This window comes from Pseudomonas sp. MOIL14HWK12:I1, assembly GCF_000510705.1.
Lineage (GTDB): Bacteria > Pseudomonadota > Gammaproteobacteria > Pseudomonadales > Pseudomonadaceae > Chryseomonas > Chryseomonas oryzihabitans.
Window position 1 is genome coordinate 216,633 of record NZ_AZNY01000009.1, and the last position, 14,157, is coordinate 230,789.

16 protein-coding genes are annotated in these 14,157 nt (G+C 66.6%); 12 read left to right on the forward strand and 4 right to left on the reverse strand.

Annotation, left to right across the window (positions count from 1 at the left end):
* Both PSEK12I1_RS0108330 and PSEK12I1_RS0108335 read right to left on the reverse strand, forming a co-directional pair.
* Positions 1-1,137, reverse strand: coding sequence for a patatin-like phospholipase family protein (locus tag PSEK12I1_RS0108330; RefSeq protein WP_027601254.1), 1,137 nt, complete (start codon positions 1,135-1,137; stop codon positions 1-3).
* Positions 1,138-2,073 (reverse strand): lipid A biosynthesis lauroyl acyltransferase, encoded by a 936-nt coding sequence (locus PSEK12I1_RS0108335; protein WP_027601255.1) that lies wholly within the window; start codon positions 2,071-2,073, stop codon positions 1,138-1,140.
* A gap of 151 nt (positions 2,074-2,224) precedes the next feature.
* Between PSEK12I1_RS0108335 and minC the strand changes: the two genes are divergently transcribed.
* From minC to PSEK12I1_RS0108365, 6 genes are all read left to right on the forward strand, one after another.
* Positions 2,225-2,980 carry a septum site-determining protein MinC gene (gene minC / locus PSEK12I1_RS0108340; protein WP_027597674.1) on the forward strand — a complete coding sequence of 252 codons (756 nt, stop codon included), beginning with the start codon at positions 2,225-2,227 and terminating at the stop codon, positions 2,978-2,980.
* A gap of 134 nt (positions 2,981-3,114) precedes the next feature.
* Positions 3,115-3,933: a septum site-determining protein MinD gene (gene minD, locus PSEK12I1_RS0108345; RefSeq protein ID WP_007162176.1), complete on the forward strand. Its 819-nt coding sequence runs from the start codon at positions 3,115-3,117 to the stop codon at positions 3,931-3,933.
* Positions 3,930-4,184, forward strand: a complete 255-nt coding sequence (gene minE / locus PSEK12I1_RS0108350; protein WP_007162175.1) for a cell division topological specificity factor MinE — start codon at positions 3,930-3,932, stop codon at positions 4,182-4,184. Before minD ends, minE begins: the two co-directional genes overlap by 4 nt.
* Positions 4,185-4,300: 116 nt before the next feature.
* The gene (locus PSEK12I1_RS0108355; RefSeq protein ID WP_007162174.1) at positions 4,301-4,936 is read left to right on the forward strand and encodes an RluA family pseudouridine synthase; all 636 of its coding nucleotides are present in this window, start codon (positions 4,301-4,303) and stop codon (positions 4,934-4,936) included.
* Between the two features lie 43 nt (positions 4,937-4,979).
* Entirely contained in the window at positions 4,980-5,558 is a 579-nt protein-coding gene (locus tag PSEK12I1_RS0108360; protein ID WP_027601256.1) for a trans-aconitate 2-methyltransferase, read from the forward strand.
* A gap of 87 nt (positions 5,559-5,645) precedes the next feature.
* Positions 5,646-6,935, forward strand: coding sequence for a M18 family aminopeptidase (locus PSEK12I1_RS0108365; protein WP_027601257.1), 1,290 nt, complete (start codon positions 5,646-5,648; stop codon positions 6,933-6,935).
* A gap of 7 nt (positions 6,936-6,942) precedes the next feature.
* Here PSEK12I1_RS0108365 and PSEK12I1_RS0108370 read toward each other — a convergent pair whose 3' ends face one another.
* A complete protein-coding gene (locus PSEK12I1_RS0108370; RefSeq protein WP_044341329.1) occupies positions 6,943-7,680 on the reverse strand; it encodes a UTRA domain-containing protein in 738 nt (245 codons plus the stop codon).
* A gap of 182 nt (positions 7,681-7,862) precedes the next feature.
* On the opposite strand from PSEK12I1_RS0108370, the gene PSEK12I1_RS0108375 reads away from it, so the two are divergent.
* Genes PSEK12I1_RS0108375 through PSEK12I1_RS0108400 form a run of 6 tightly spaced genes read left to right on the forward strand, consistent with a single transcriptional unit; the run spans position 7,863 to position 12,964 of the window.
* Complete coding sequence (locus PSEK12I1_RS0108375; protein ID WP_027601259.1) at positions 7,863-8,924, forward strand: ABC transporter substrate-binding protein; 1,062 nt, start codon at positions 7,863-7,865, stop codon at positions 8,922-8,924.
* A 4-nt stretch (positions 8,925-8,928) separates the two neighbouring features.
* Positions 8,929-9,726: an alkaline phosphatase family protein gene (locus tag PSEK12I1_RS0108380; RefSeq protein ID WP_027601260.1), complete on the forward strand. Its 798-nt coding sequence runs from the start codon at positions 8,929-8,931 to the stop codon at positions 9,724-9,726.
* Positions 9,723-10,556, forward strand: a complete 834-nt coding sequence (locus PSEK12I1_RS0108385; RefSeq protein ID WP_027601261.1) for an ABC transporter permease subunit — start codon at positions 9,723-9,725, stop codon at positions 10,554-10,556. Before PSEK12I1_RS0108380 ends, PSEK12I1_RS0108385 begins: the two co-directional genes overlap by 4 nt.
* Positions 10,543-11,328 (forward strand): ABC transporter permease, encoded by a 786-nt coding sequence (locus tag PSEK12I1_RS0108390; protein WP_027601262.1) that lies wholly within the window; start codon positions 10,543-10,545, stop codon positions 11,326-11,328. Before PSEK12I1_RS0108385 ends, PSEK12I1_RS0108390 begins: the two co-directional genes overlap by 14 nt.
* Positions 11,325-12,314, forward strand: a complete 990-nt coding sequence (locus tag PSEK12I1_RS0108395) for an ABC transporter ATP-binding protein (protein WP_027597664.1) — start codon at positions 11,325-11,327, stop codon at positions 12,312-12,314. Before PSEK12I1_RS0108390 ends, PSEK12I1_RS0108395 begins: the two co-directional genes overlap by 4 nt.
* Positions 12,311-12,964 carry an HAD family phosphatase gene (locus PSEK12I1_RS0108400; RefSeq protein ID WP_027601263.1) on the forward strand — a complete coding sequence of 218 codons (654 nt, stop codon included), beginning with the start codon at positions 12,311-12,313 and terminating at the stop codon, positions 12,962-12,964. Before PSEK12I1_RS0108395 ends, PSEK12I1_RS0108400 begins: the two co-directional genes overlap by 4 nt.
* A 173-nt stretch (positions 12,965-13,137) precedes the next feature.
* Here PSEK12I1_RS0108400 and PSEK12I1_RS0108405 read toward each other — a convergent pair whose 3' ends face one another.
* Entirely contained in the window at positions 13,138-14,100 is a 963-nt protein-coding gene (locus PSEK12I1_RS0108405; protein WP_027597662.1) for an NAD(P)H-quinone oxidoreductase, read from the reverse strand.
* Positions 14,101-14,157: the final 57 nt, after the last annotated feature.

The window sequence follows — 14,157 nt, forward strand, 5'->3', positions numbered from 1 at the left end:
CTAGGCGCCGGCGAGAAAGGCCCGCAGCTCCGGTAGGCGGGCCTGGGCATCGGCCCGTCCCAGCGCCATGAGTTCCTGGCAATAGGCCGCCTCGAACAGCAGATAGCTGAGCAGTGCACTGCCCGAAGGCCGGTTCACCCCGACGCCGCGCAGCAACTGCCGCAAGGCCGGCGGCAGGCGCTTGCGATGGTGGGTGGCGATATCCGCCAGCGGCTGGCTGGGCGCGATCACCAGCATCTCCACGGGACGGCAGAACCGTCCGCTGACCGGATCCCCCGCCGGCAGCGCACTGCTCAGCAGATTGAGACGCCGCAGGGTTTCGGTGTCGCTGTCCAGGGCATCGACGAAGGTGCTGTTGAGCAGGTGGCCGCCGATCTGCGCCACCGTCGGCGGCCGACCCTGCAGGCCGTGCTCGTGCCCCCCGGGCGCGCCGAGCCCTATGACCAGGATGCGATCCGCCCCCAGATGCAGCGCCGGACTGATGGGCGCCGTCTGCCGCACCGAGCCATCGCCCAGGTATTCACGCCCCACCTTCACCGGCGGAAAGAACAGCGGAATGGCCGTGCTGGCGAGCAGGTGGTCGACCGCCAGCCGCGCCGGAACCCCGACGCGCCGATGGCGAAACCAGGGATCCAGGGCGCCATGACTCTGATAGAAGGTCATCGCCTGGCCCGAGGCGTAACCGAACGCCGTGACTGCCACGGCGCGCCGGGCGCGCTGGCGCAAGGCGGCGGTGATGCCGGAGAAATCCAGCTCGCGGCTGAGCAGGGCTCGCAGCGGGGCGTTGTCGAGCAGGGCCAGGGGCTCCTGGCGCCAGGCGCCGAACAGCGTCTGCAGCCCGAAGCGCACGGCCTGGCGGGTCGCCCCCGCCCAGTCGCTGCGATAGATCATCGCCGTGTCCAGCCCTGCCCAGACCGCCGCCAGGCGATCCACCGCGCGGCCGAAATCCAGGGCGCCACAGCCCAGCACGGCGGCGTTCAGCGCCCCCGCCGAGGTACCGACGAGAATCGGAAAGGGATTGTCGGAACGGACCGCCAGGGTGTCCGCGACCACCTGCAGCACCCCGACCTGATAGGCGGCCCGCGCGCCACCGCCGGCCAGAATCAGCCCCGTGCGCCCTTCGCCGCCCAAACTCATCTAGCGTTTCTTCTTCGGATAGAGCTTGGGCTCACCGGCCGGGCGGGTCTTGAAGCGCCGGTGGGCCCAGAGGTACTGCTCGGGCAACTGGCTGACGCAGTGCTCCACCCACTGGTTGATGCGCAGGCAGTCGGCTTCCTCGCTGTCGCCCGGGAAGTCGGCTAGCGGCGGATGAACGACCAGGCTATAGCCCGAACCGTCCGCCAGCCGCTCCTGGGTGAAGGGCAGCACCCTGGCCCGCCCCAGTCGGGCGAACTTGGTGGTGGCCGTCACCGTCGCCGCTTGGATGCCGAACAGCGGCACGAAGAGGCTCTGCTTGGCGCCGTAGTCCTGGTCGGGCGCGTACCAGATGGCGCGACCGGCGCGCAGCACCTTGAGCATGGCGCGCACGTCCTCGCGCTCGATGGCGGTGGCGTCCAGGTTGTGGCGCTCGCGACCCCGGCGCTGGATGAAGTCGAACACCGGATTCTTGTGCTGGCGGTACATGCCATCGATGGTATGCCGCTGACCGAGCAGCGCCGCACCGATTTCCAGGGTGGTGAAATGCAGCGCCATGAGGATCACGCCCTGCCCGTCGCGCTGGGCGGCCTGCAGGTGCTCGAGGCCTTCGATATGGGCCAGCCGGGCCAGGCGCTGCCGCGGCCACCACCAGCTCATGGCCATCTCCAGCAGGGCCATGGCGCTGCTGGCGAAGTTGCGCCTGAGCAACAGGTCACGCGCCTGTTCGTCGAGCTGGGGAAAGCAGAGTTCCAGATTGCGGCGGGCGATGGCCCGGCGCTGCCCGGCGACGTGATAGAAGATCCAGCCGAGTCCCCGGGCCAGACGCAGCAGCACGGCGTAGGGCAGTTGCACCAGCAGCCAGAGCAGACCGAGCCCCAGCCAGAGCGGCCAATAACGTGGATTGAGAAAGGCGAGGCGGAAAGACGGCCGCTCCATCGGAACTCCTGCATGAAAAAGTCGCGCCATTCTACAGGCCTCGCGCAGATTTCCCGTAGCCTTCACAGTCACGGCCCCCCGCACCCGGTGAGGGTTGCGACACGCGGGGCATCCCGCTATAAGTCCCGCCATCCAAGCACAAGTACCCACCATGACCGCAGCCGATCCTTCCGAAAGCGACTCCGTCTTCCAGCTAAAGGGCAACATGCTCGCCGTGACCGTGCTGGAGCTTCTCCGCAACGACCTGGGGCGCCTGGACCGGCAACTGGCCCAGAAGGTCGCCCAGGCCCCCAACTTCTTCCAGGAAACGCCGCTGGTGCTGGGCCTGGACAAGCTTGCCGAGGATGCCGGCCCGCTCGACCTGGGCGCCCTCCTCGATCTCTGCCGCCGCCACGGTCTGCGCACCCTGGCCCTGCGTGCCAGCCGCAGCGGGGACCTGGCCGCCGCCAACGACTACGACCTGCCGATCCTGCCGCCCAGCTCCGGTGGCCGCGAGCGCCAGGTCGAGCCGCGCGATCGCGAACCGGTGAAGCCGGCGGAACCGCCCAAACCGGTCGTACCGCCCGCCCCGCCGATCAATCCGACCAAGATCATCACCGCACCGGTGCGCGGCGGCGTGCAGCTCTATGCCCCGGCCGGTGATCTGGTGGTGCTGGCACCGGTCAGCCCGGGCGCCGAACTGCTCGCCGACGGCAATATTCATGTCTACGGCCCCATGCGCGGCCGGGCACTAGCCGGCGTCAAAGGTGATACTAAAGCGCGGATTTTCTGCCAGCAGCTGACCGCGGAACTGCTTTCCATCGCCGGCCAGTACAAGGTCGCCGAAGACCTGCGACGCCATCCACAATGGGGCAATCCGGTGCAGGTCAGCCTGGTGGGAGATGTGTTGAACATCACCCGTCTTTAACGGATACTTCCGCGAATTTTTCGCACTTGGCGCCTAAGCCGCCAACGGCAACACGAAGCGCGACACTGCCTGCAATCTCGTCACCGAGGGCACCGAGTCGCTTCAGTTATTACTTTCGATCAAGGTGAATCAGTTTGGCCAAAGTACTCGTAGTCACCTCCGGCAAGGGCGGCGTCGGCAAGACCACCAGCAGCGCCGCCATCGGTACCGGTCTCGCCCTGCGCGGCCACAAGACCGTCATCGTCGACTTCGACGTCGGCCTGCGTAACCTCGACCTGATCATGGGCTGCGAGCGCCGCGTGGTGTACGACTTCGTCAACGTGATCAACAACGAAGCCACCCTGAGCCAGGCCCTGATCAAGGACAAGCGTCTCGAGAACCTGTTCGTGCTGGCCGCCAGCCAGACCCGTGACAAGGACGCCCTGACCCAGGATGGCGTCGAGCGCGTGATCAATGAACTCAAGCAGACCTTCGATTTCATCGTCTGCGATTCCCCCGCCGGCATCGAGAAGGGCGCCCACCTGGCGATGTACTTCGCCGACGAGGCCATCGTGGTGACCAACCCCGAAGTCTCCTCGGTCCGCGACTCCGACCGCATGCTCGGCCTGCTGGCCAGCAAGTCGCGGCGCGCGGAAAAGGGCGAGGAAGCCATCAAGGAACACCTGCTGCTGACCCGCTACAACCCCGAGCGCGTGACCAAGGGCGAAATGCTCGGCGTCGAGGACGTGGAAGAGATCCTGTCCATTCGCCTGCTGGGCGTGATCCCCGAATCCCAGGCGGTGCTCAAGGCGTCGAACCAGGGTATTCCGGTGATTCTCGACGAACAGAGCGACGCCGGTCAGGCCTACAGTGATACCGTGGAGCGACTGCTCGGCAAGGAAGTGGCCTATCGCTTCCTCGACGTGAAGAAGAAAGGCTTCCTGCAACGTCTGTTCGGGGGTGGTGGCGAATGAGCATCTTCGACTTCTTTCGCGATCGGAAGAAGCAGAACAGCGCTTCGATAGCCAAGGAGCGGCTGCAGATCATCGTGGCCCACGAACGCGGGCGCCACGAGCAGCCGGACTATCTGCCGCAACTGCAGAAGGACCTGCTGGAAGTGATCCGCAAGTACGTGCCCATCGAGCAGGACCAGATCCAGGTCGAACTGGAAAACCAGGGCAGCTGCTCGATCCTCGAACTCAACATCACCCTGCCCGACCGCTAAGGCGCGTCTTGCAGGACAGCGGCGGCCCCAGGGCCGCCGTTGGCGTTTAAGCCATGTCGAATCCGCTGCGCCCGTCAGGCGCGGGCCGGCTTCGCAAGCAGGCCCCCAGGAAGCCCATGCCCCTCTCCAACATCCGTATCATTCACCAGGACGATGCCCTGCTGGTGGTCGACAAGCCCACCCTGCTGCTATCGGTCCCCGGTCGCGCCGAAGACAACCGTGACTGCCTGGTGACCCGCCTACAGGAAAACGGCTATCCGGAGGCCCGTATCGTCCACCGCCTGGACTGGGAGACCTCCGGGGTCATCGTGCTGGCGCGGGATGCCGACAGCCACCGCGAGCTGTCCCGGCAATTCCATGACCGGGAAACGGAAAAGGCCTATAGCGCCCTCTGCTGGGGCGAGCCGGAGGCCAACAGCGGTCGCATCGAATTGCCGCTGCGCTACGACCCGCCGACCAAGCCGCGCCACGTGGTGGATCACGAACTGGGGCGCCATGCCCTGACCTTCTGGCAGGTGCTGGAGCGTCACGGTCACTACAGCCGGGTGGAACTCACCCCCATCACCGGCCGCTCCCACCAGTTGCGCGTCCATATGCTCAGCATCGGTCATCCGCTGCTGGGCGATCAGCTCTATGCGCAGGGCGAGGCGCTGGCGCTCCGGCCCCGCCTCTGCCTCCACGCCAGCCTGCTGACGCTGACCCATCCCGTCTCGGGCGAGCGGATGAGCTTTACCAGTCCCGCGCCTTTCTGATCCTTCGCTGGCCTCCTGAGGCACTCGACCGGAGGAACGCCGCTTGTCGCAATGGACGTCCTACTACACCGCCACCGCCGCAGGCGGTCCGCGTGAGACCTTGCTGCAGGCGCTCTCGTCCTGGTCGAGTCCGCCAGGCTTGGCGCTGGACCTGGGCTGTGGCACCGGTCGCGACACCCTAGTGCTGCTGGAGCAGGGCTGGCAGGTGCTGGCCCTGGATGCCGAGCCCGAGGCCCTGAGCGCGCTGCGCGAGCGCACGCCGGCCCTGCTGCAGGGGCGCCTGGAAACCCGCCAGGCCCGCTTCGAGACGGTCACCCTCCCCCGCTGCGACCTCCTCAATTCCAGCTTCGCCCTGCCCTTCTGTGAACCGGCCCATTTCCCCGCGCTGTGGAACGGGATCACGGCGGCGGTCCGTCCGGGTGGTCTGTTCTGTGGCCAGCTCTTCGGCGAGCGGGACAGCTGGGCCAGCAAGGGCGTGACGGTAGTCGACGCCGCGGCCCTGCGGCGGTTGCTCCAGGACTGGGACGTCCTCCTGCACCGGGAAGAGGAAGAGGACGGCCATACCGCGGTCGGGCGGCCCAAGCACTGGCACATCCATCACCTGGTGCTGCAGCGCCGCTGAGCAAGGCGGTGCCGCTGGGCCCGGCGCTACGCTCGACTCCCCCGGGTCCAGAACCTAGACTGGACGCCTTGTCGTCCGGAGTCGTCCATGCGTACCGATCAGATCCAAGGCCTCATCGATTTCCTCGCCAGTTCCCCCACCCCCTTCCATGCCACCGCCACCCTCGCCCGCCGTCTCGAAGCCGCCGGCTACCAGCGCCTGGACGAGCGCGAGAGCTGGTCCGTGCAGCCGGGAGGCCGCTACTACGTCACCCGCAACGATTCCTCGCTGATCGCCGTACGCCTGGGCGCCCAACCCCTGGAGCGCGGTCTGCGCCTGGTCGGCGCCCATACCGACAGCCCCTGCCTCAAGGTCAAGCCGCAGCCGGAGTTGCAACGGCAGGGCTTCTGGCAACTGGGCGTCGAGGTCTACGGCGGCATGCTGATGGCGCCCTGGTTCGACCGCGACCTATCCCTAGCGGGCCGGGTGACCTTTCGCGCCGGCGGCCGGGTGCAGAGTCGACTGATCGACTTCCGCAAGCCGCTGGCGATCATTCCCAACCTGGCCATCCACCTCAATCGCGAAGCCAACCAGGGCTGGGCCATCAATGCCCAGAACGAATTGCCGCCGATCCTGGCCCAGGTGCCGGCCGGCGAGCGACGCGACTTCCGCGCCCTGCTGGCCACCCGCCTGCAACAGGAGCACGGCCTCAACGACGCCGAGGTGCTGGATTTCGAACTGAGCTTCTATGACGTCCAGCCCGCTGCCCTGGTCGGCTTGGAAGACGATTTCATCGCCGCCGCGCGCCTGGACAATCTGCTGTCCTGCTATGCCGGTCTGGAAGCCCTGCTGGCCGACGAGGGCAACGAAAACGCCGTACTGGTCTGCACCGATCACGAGGAAGTGGGCTCCACCTCCTGCTGCGGTGCCGACGGCCCCTTCCTCGAACAGGTGCTGCAGCGCCTGCTGCCCGCCGGAGATGCCTTTACCCGCACCCTGCAGCGCTCGCTGCTGATCTCGGCTGACAACGCCCATGGCGTGCACCCCAACTATGCCGACAAGCACGATGGCAACCACGGCCCGAAACTGAACGCCGGACCGGTCATCAAGGTGAATGCCAACCAGCGCTATGCCACCAGCAGCGAGACCGCGGCCTTCTTCCGCGATCTCTGCCAGCGCGAAGGGGTGCCGGTGCAGAGTTTCGTGGTGCGCAGCGACATGGGTTGCGGCTCCACCATCGGGCCCATCACCGCCGGACAGCTGGGCGTGCGCACCGTGGACATCGGCCTGCCCACCTTCGCCATGCACTCCATCCGCGAATTGGCCGGCAGCCACGACCTGGGCCATCTGATCAAGGTGCTGACGGCCTTCTATTCGAGCAGCGAATTGCCGCTCTGATGCCGGACTAGTCCGGTACCTCGACCCTGACCTGGATGGCGTCATGCCGCCAGAATTCCAGGTCGCAATCGATCAGGCGTCCCTGCTGGTCGTGGTTGATGCGGGTAATGTGCAGCGCCGGACTGCCCTGCGCTACCCGCAGCGCCTGGGCCGCTTCCGGCAGCAGCGCCGTAGGCAGGATCTCGAAGCGCACCTCGCCGTAGCGGATATCGTAGCGGTCGCGATACAGCTCGGTGAGAGAGCGCTGCAGGTCGTGCTCCAGCAGGCCCGGGAAATAGGCGGCATTGAGGTAGTGCTCGACATAGAGCACCAGTCGGCCATCCACGCGGCGGACCCGGCGGATCTGATAGACGCTGGACAGCGCCGGCAACTCCAGCAGGCGGCAGATCTCCGCGGACGCCAGCATCTGCCGCGCCGCCAGGACCTCGGTAGCCGGTCGGCGACCCTGGGCTTCCACCATGGCATGGAAATGGGTCCGCGCCAGGGGGTTGTAGGCCAGGCGCGGCGGGGCGACGAACCAGCCGCGGCGTTCCTCGCGATAGATCAGCCCCAGGGCCTCCAGCTGCAGCAGGGCTTCGCGCAGGGTGATGCGGGTGGTGGCGAAGAGTTCGCTCAGCTGGCGCTCGGACGGCAGGCGCTCCATGGCCGGCAGCAGCCCATGGGCGATCTGCTCCTGCAGAGCCTGGCGGATGGCGCCGGCACCTGGCGCACTTCTTTGGACTAGACCAGTTTCAGATTGGTGCACCCGTAACGCCTCGACTAGGGTTTGGTTGGAGACTAAGACGGCCAGATGACCGCTTGGTGACGACTGCAGCGCCCGTGCCAGCAGAGAACCTGGGCGGATTGCCATCAAATCGTCATACCCTGGTCCTAGATTGGCCTGTGTCTTGCTGACCTAGACCAAGCCCTAATCCCTGGAGCGCCCGTATGACCCGTCTGCTTGCTTCCCTGTTGGCCACAGCCGTTGCGGTACAGGCCGGTACCGCCTTCGCCGATACCGTCGATCTCAAAGCCCTCGAAGCCGCCGCCCGCAAGGAAGGCGAGGTGAACAGCGTCGGCATGCCCGATACCTGGGCGAACTGGAAAGGCACCTGGCAGGACCTTGAGCAGAAGTACGGACTCAAGCACCAGGATACCGACATGAGCTCCGCCCAGGAGATCGCCAAGTTCGCCGCCGAAGGCGAGAACGCCTCCGCCGACATCGGTGACGTCGGTGCTTCCTTTGGCCCCATCGCCGTGCAGAAGGGCGTTACCCAGCCCTACAAACCCAGCACCTGGGACCAGGTCCCGAGCTGGGCCAAGGACAGCGACGGTCACTGGGCGCTGGCCTACACCGGCACCATCGCCTTCATCGTCAACAAGCAGACCGTCAAGGACGTTCCCCATTCCTGGGCCGACCTGCTCAAGGGCAACTACAAGGTCACCATCGGCGATGTCAGCGCGGCCTCCCAGGCGGTGAGCGGCGTGCTGGCGGCGGCCTATGCCAACGGGGGCGACGAAAAGAACATCAAGCCGGCGCTGGATTTCTTCGCCAAGCTGGCCAAGCAGGGCCGCCTGGCCTTCACCAACCCGGTGGTGGCCAACCTCGAGAAGGGTGAAGTGGAAGTCGGCGTGGTCTGGGACTTCAATGCCCTCAACTATCGCGACCAGATCGATCGCTCGCGCTTCGAGGTGCTGATCCCCTCCGATGGCTCGGTGACCTCCGGCTACACCACCATCATCAACAAGTATGCCAAGCACCCCAACGCCGCCAAGCTGGCCCGCGAGTACATCTTCTCCGACGCCGGCCAGATCAACCTGGCCCAGGGCTATGCCCGGCCGATCCGCGCCGAGCACCTGACCCTGCCGGCCGATGTCCAGGCCAAGCTGCTGCCCCAGGCGCAATACGCCAAGGCCCGCCCCATCGCCGATGCCAAGGCCTGGGAAGAGACCTCCAAGCGCCTGCCGCGGCTCTGGCAGGAACACGTTCTGATCAACATGCAGCAGTGACATCATGAAGGTCATCCTGGTCGTGCTGGACGGACTCGCCCTGAGGGTCGCCGAACACGGACTCGGCTTCCTCCAGGCGCTCTGCCTGGCCGGCCGGGGTCGCCTCTACCGGCTGGAATGCGAGTTGCCCTCGCTCTCTCGTCCGCTCTACGAATGCCTGCTCACCGGGGTGCCCCCGGTGCGCAGCGGCATCGTCCACAACGGCGTGGACCGGCTGTCCAACCAGACCAGCCTCTTCCACCTGGCCCGGGCCGCCGGCCTCACCACAGCGGCGGCGGCCTATCACTGGGTCAGCGAACTCTACAATCGCAGCCCCTTCGACCGGGCACGGGACAGGCACGTCAGCGACACCGCCCTGCCGATCCAGCACGGCCACTTCTATTACGCCGACCACTATCCGGATTCCCATCTGTTCGACGATGCCGAGCACCTGCGCCTGGCCCATGACCCGGACATCCTGCTGGTGCATCCGATGAACATCGACGATGCCGGTCACCGGCACGGGCTCTCCAGCCCCGAGTACCGCAACGCCGCGCGCCGCGCCGACGGTTTGCTGTCCCACTACCTGCCCGCCTGGCTGGACGCCGGCTACCAGGTGCTGGTGACCGCCGATCACGGCATGAACGACGACCGCAGTCACGGCGGGACGCTGCCGGAAGAACGCGAGGTGCCCCTGTTCGTCTTTGGCGCAGGCTTCTCCCTGGGCGAGGCGACGCCGCTGCAGGTGGAGCTCTGCGGCACCGTCTGCACGCTGCTGGGCCTCGCCCATGACAAGCCCCTGTGTCTGGAGCTGCTGGCATGAAGCGGCCCCGACTCGCCCTGCTGCTGATCCTGCCTTTCCTGCTGGTGTTCGGCGCCTTCCAGCTGGCGCCCCTGGCCTGGATCGCCTTCAACAGCTTCAACTCCAGCGAAAGCGGCTGGGGCCTGGGCAACTACGCCGAAATCCTCGGCTCGCCCTTCTACCTGCAGGCCATCCGCTTCTCCCTGGAGATTTCGCTCTGGTCCAGCGTCTGCGGCCTGCTGATCGCGCTGCTCGGCGCCTATTCGCTGACCCGGGTCGACTCGCGGCTGCGCGGCTTCGTAGTGGCCTTCACCAACATGACCAGCAACTTCGCCGGGGTGCCGCTGGCCTTCGCCTTCATCATCCTGCTGGGCATCAACGGCTGCCTGACCCTGGCGCTCAAGCAATTCGGGCTGATCGAAGGCTTCAACCTCTACACCAAGGGCGGCCTGATCCTCATCTACACCTACTTCCAGATTCCCCTGGGCGTGCTGCTGCTTTTCCCGGCCTTCGAAGCCCTGAAGCAGGACTGGCGCGACGCGGCGGCGCTGCTGGGTGCCGGCACCTGGCAATACTGGCGGCACATCGGCCTGCCGGTGCTCAGTCCGGCGCTGGTCGGCACCTTCATCATCCTGCTCGCCAACGCCCTGGGCGCCTACGCCACGGTCTATGCCCTCACCACCGGCAACTTCAACGTGGTGCCGGTGCGCATCGCCGCCCTGGTTTCCGGCGACATCTATCTGGAGCCCAACCTGGCCGCGGCGCTGGCCATGCTGCTGGTGGCCTTCATGACCCTGATCACCCTTGTCCATCAGTGGCTGCTGCGGCGGAGTCGTCATGTCCAGAGCTGAGCGCCTCTACCATCGGCTGGTGGTCTGGATCCTGTTCCTGATCCTGTTCACGCCCCTCGCCGCGACCCTCATATATTCCCTGGCCACCCAGTGGTCGGCGACCCTGCTGCCGGCGGGCTTCACCTTCAAGTGGTACCTGCAGCTGTGGAGCGATCCGCGCTTTCTCGCCGCCTTCGGTCGCTCCCTGGCGATCTGCTTTGGCGCCCTGGCGCTGTCCTGCGTGCTGATCCTGCCGGCCATGTTCGCCATCGCCTATCACTTCCCCCGGCTGGATGCGCTGATGAACGTGCTGATCCTCCTGCCGTTCGCCGTGCCGCCGGTGGTCTCGGCGGTGGGCCTGTTGCAGCTCTATGCGAGCGGGCCGCTGCCGCTGACCGGCACGCCCTGGATCCTGGTGTTCTGCTACTTCACCATCGCCCTGCCCTTCATGTACCGCGCCATCAGCAACAACCTCCAGGCGCTGAATCTGCGCGACCTGATGGACGCCGCCCACCTGCTCGGCGCCAGCTCCTGGCGCGCCGCCCTGCTGGTGGTGCTGCCCAATCTGCGCACCGGCCTGATGGTGGCGCTGTTCCTGTCCTTCTCCTTTCTCATCGGCGAATTCGTCTTCGCCAACCTGCTGGTGGGGACGCGCTACGAGACCCTGCAGATCTATCTCTACAACCTGCGCAACGGCAGCGGCCACCTGACCAGCGCCCTGGTGATCTCCTACTTCCTCGCGGTCCTGCTGCTGACTTGGATCGCTAATCGCCTGAATCGGGAGCGGACATGAGCTATCTCGCGGTCAAGGGACTGCACAAGCGCTACGGCGCCAATACCCTGTTCACCGACATCGAATTCCATGCGGAACAGGGCGAACTGGTGACCCTGCTCGGCCCCTCGGGCTGCGGCAAGTCCACCCTGCTGCGCTGCCTGGCCGGGCTCACCGAGGTCGATCGCGGCGCCATCGTGCTGGCGGGACAGGACATCACCCACCTGCCGCCGCAGCGCCGTGGCATCGCCATGGTGTTCCAGAGCTATGCGCTGTTTCCCAACATGACCGTGGCGCAGAACGTCGCCTTCGGCCTGCGCATGCAGCGCCTGGCGCGGGACGAAATCGAACAGCGGGTGCGCGAGGCCCTGACCCTGGTAGAACTGCAGGGCTTCGCCGAGCGCTATCCGCACCAGCTCTCCGGCGGCCAGTGCCAGCGCGTGGCCCTGGCGCGCTCGCTGATCGTGCGGCCGCGGCTGCTGCTGCTGGACGAACCCCTCTCGGCGCTGGATGCCCGCATCCGTCGCCACCTGCGCGAACAGATCCGCGCCATCCAGCAGGAGCTGGGCCTGACCACGGTGTTCGTCACCCACGATCAGGAAGAAGCCCTCACCCTGTCCGATCGCATCGTGCTGATGCGCGAGGGGCGCATCGTCCAGAGCGGCGATGCCGAGACCCTCTACACCGCACCGGTGGATGCCTTCGCCGCCGGCTTCATCGGCAACTACAACCTGCTCAGCGCCGACCAGGCCAGCCGCCTGTTCGGCCAGACCTTCCAGGGGCAGGTGGCGATTCGCCCCGAGGCCATCCGACTCGGCGTCGCCGGCGGTTTCAGCGGCCGCATCGTCGGTCACAGCCTGTTGGGCAACGTGATCCGCTACCGGATCGCCACCGAAGCCTGCGAACTCAATGTCGACGTTCTCAACCATGGGCCGACGGCCTTGCAGCCGAACGGCACAGCCGTCACCCTGGCCGTCGATTCCGACAGCCTGAGAGAAGTGGCATGACCCTGGCGATTTTCGATCTCGACGAAACCCTTATCGACGGTGACTGTTCCAGCCTGTGGAGCCAGCAGATGGGCGTGCTCGGCTGGGTCGACCGCGAGTCCTTCGTGCGGCGCGACAGCGAGCTGATGGCGGCGTACGCCCAGGGCGAGTTGGCCATGGAAGACTACATGGCCTTCCACCTCGAACCCCTGGTGGGCCGCACGCCCGAGGAAGTGGATTTCGAGGTCGGGCCCTGGGTCGAGGACGTCATCGAACCCCTGATCTTCAGCGACGCCATGAAGTGCATCGCCGCCCACCGCGCGGCCGGCGACCGGGTGATCATAGTCTCGGCTTCCGGGGTGCATCTGGTGGAGCCCATCGCCGAACGCCTCGGCGTGGAAGAAGTGCTGGCCATCGACCTGCAGGTCAATCACGGCGTCTACAGCGGCCAGGTGGAGGGCGTCATGACCTTTCGCGAAGGCAAGCTGACCCGCCTGCTGGAACTGCTCGGCGGCGACCGCAGCCTACTGGCTGGCGCCAGCTTCTACTCCGACTCGCGCAACGACCTGCCGCTGCTCGAAGCGGTGGGCAAGCCGCACGTGGTCAACCCCGATCCGGTACTACGCGAGCGCGCGGCACAGGCTGGCTGGCCGATCCTCAGCTGGCGGTAGAGTCAGTCAGACACGCATGCTATCGCGGCCATGGGCCGCCCCTACAGAAGCATCACCCCTCGTAGGAGCGGCCCATGGCCGCGATAAAGACAGTTGCGCCTACAGCGGACTCGATCTGTAGGAGCGGCCGTAGCGGCGGACCGCCATGGCCGCGATAACCCTGGCCGTGGGTGCTACTCCAGCCCTTCGTCCAGCACCAGCACCACCTTGCCGTTCACCTCGTTGCTTTCCAGGGCGGCAAAGGCGGCTTCGGCGTTCTGGGCGGCGAAGCGGCGTTCCAGGTTGACGTTCAGCTTGCCTTCGGCGAACAGCGGCCACACCTTGGCCTCCAGGGATCTCATGGTCTTGGCCTTGAATTCCACGGATCTGTTGCGCAGCGTCGAGCCGATGATGCGGATGCGCTTGCCGAGCACCTTGCCCAGATCCATCTCGGCCTGGCGACCGCCCATGAGGCCGATCAGCACCCAGCGTCCGTCCTGGCCCAGCAGATCCAGATTGAGCGACGCATAGTTCGCGCCGACCGGATCGAGGATGACGTGGAAGGGGGCGAAATCGCGCAGCCCTTCCAGATCGGTCTTGCGCAGCACCCCGCCCTCGGCACCGAGGCGCTCGCAATGCGCCAGGCGATCCTGGGAGCCGACGCTGACCCAGCAGGGATTACCGAAGGCCTTGCACAGCTGGATGGCGGCCGAGCCGACACCGCTGGCGCCGGCATGCAGCAGTACCTTTTCGCCCGGCTGCAGCGCGGCCAGATCGAACAGGTTGCTCCAGGCGGTCGCCCACACCTCGGGCAGCGCCGCGGCCTCGATCAGCGACAGGCCTTCCGGCACTGAGGCCGCCTGACGCCCGTCCACCACCACCTCGCTGGCCATGCCACCGCCAGCCAGCAGCGCGCAGACGCGGTCACCGACCTGCCAGCGCGAATCCGCAGTGGTCTCGCTGACCACCCCGGCACATTCGAGGCCCAGGGTCGCCGGCGCGCCGGGCGGCGGCGGATAGTTGCCCGCCAGCTGCAGCAGGTCCGCGCGGTTGAGACCGGCGGCCGCCACCTTGATGCGAATTTCCCCAGGCGCCAGCGCGCGCGCGCTCAGTGACTGCCATTCCAGTTGCCCTTCGATACCTTGCAATGCGTTCACGGTGCCTCCATAGTGGCTCAGGCTTTGACGAAAAGCGCCTGCGCCGGCGGGTTCTGC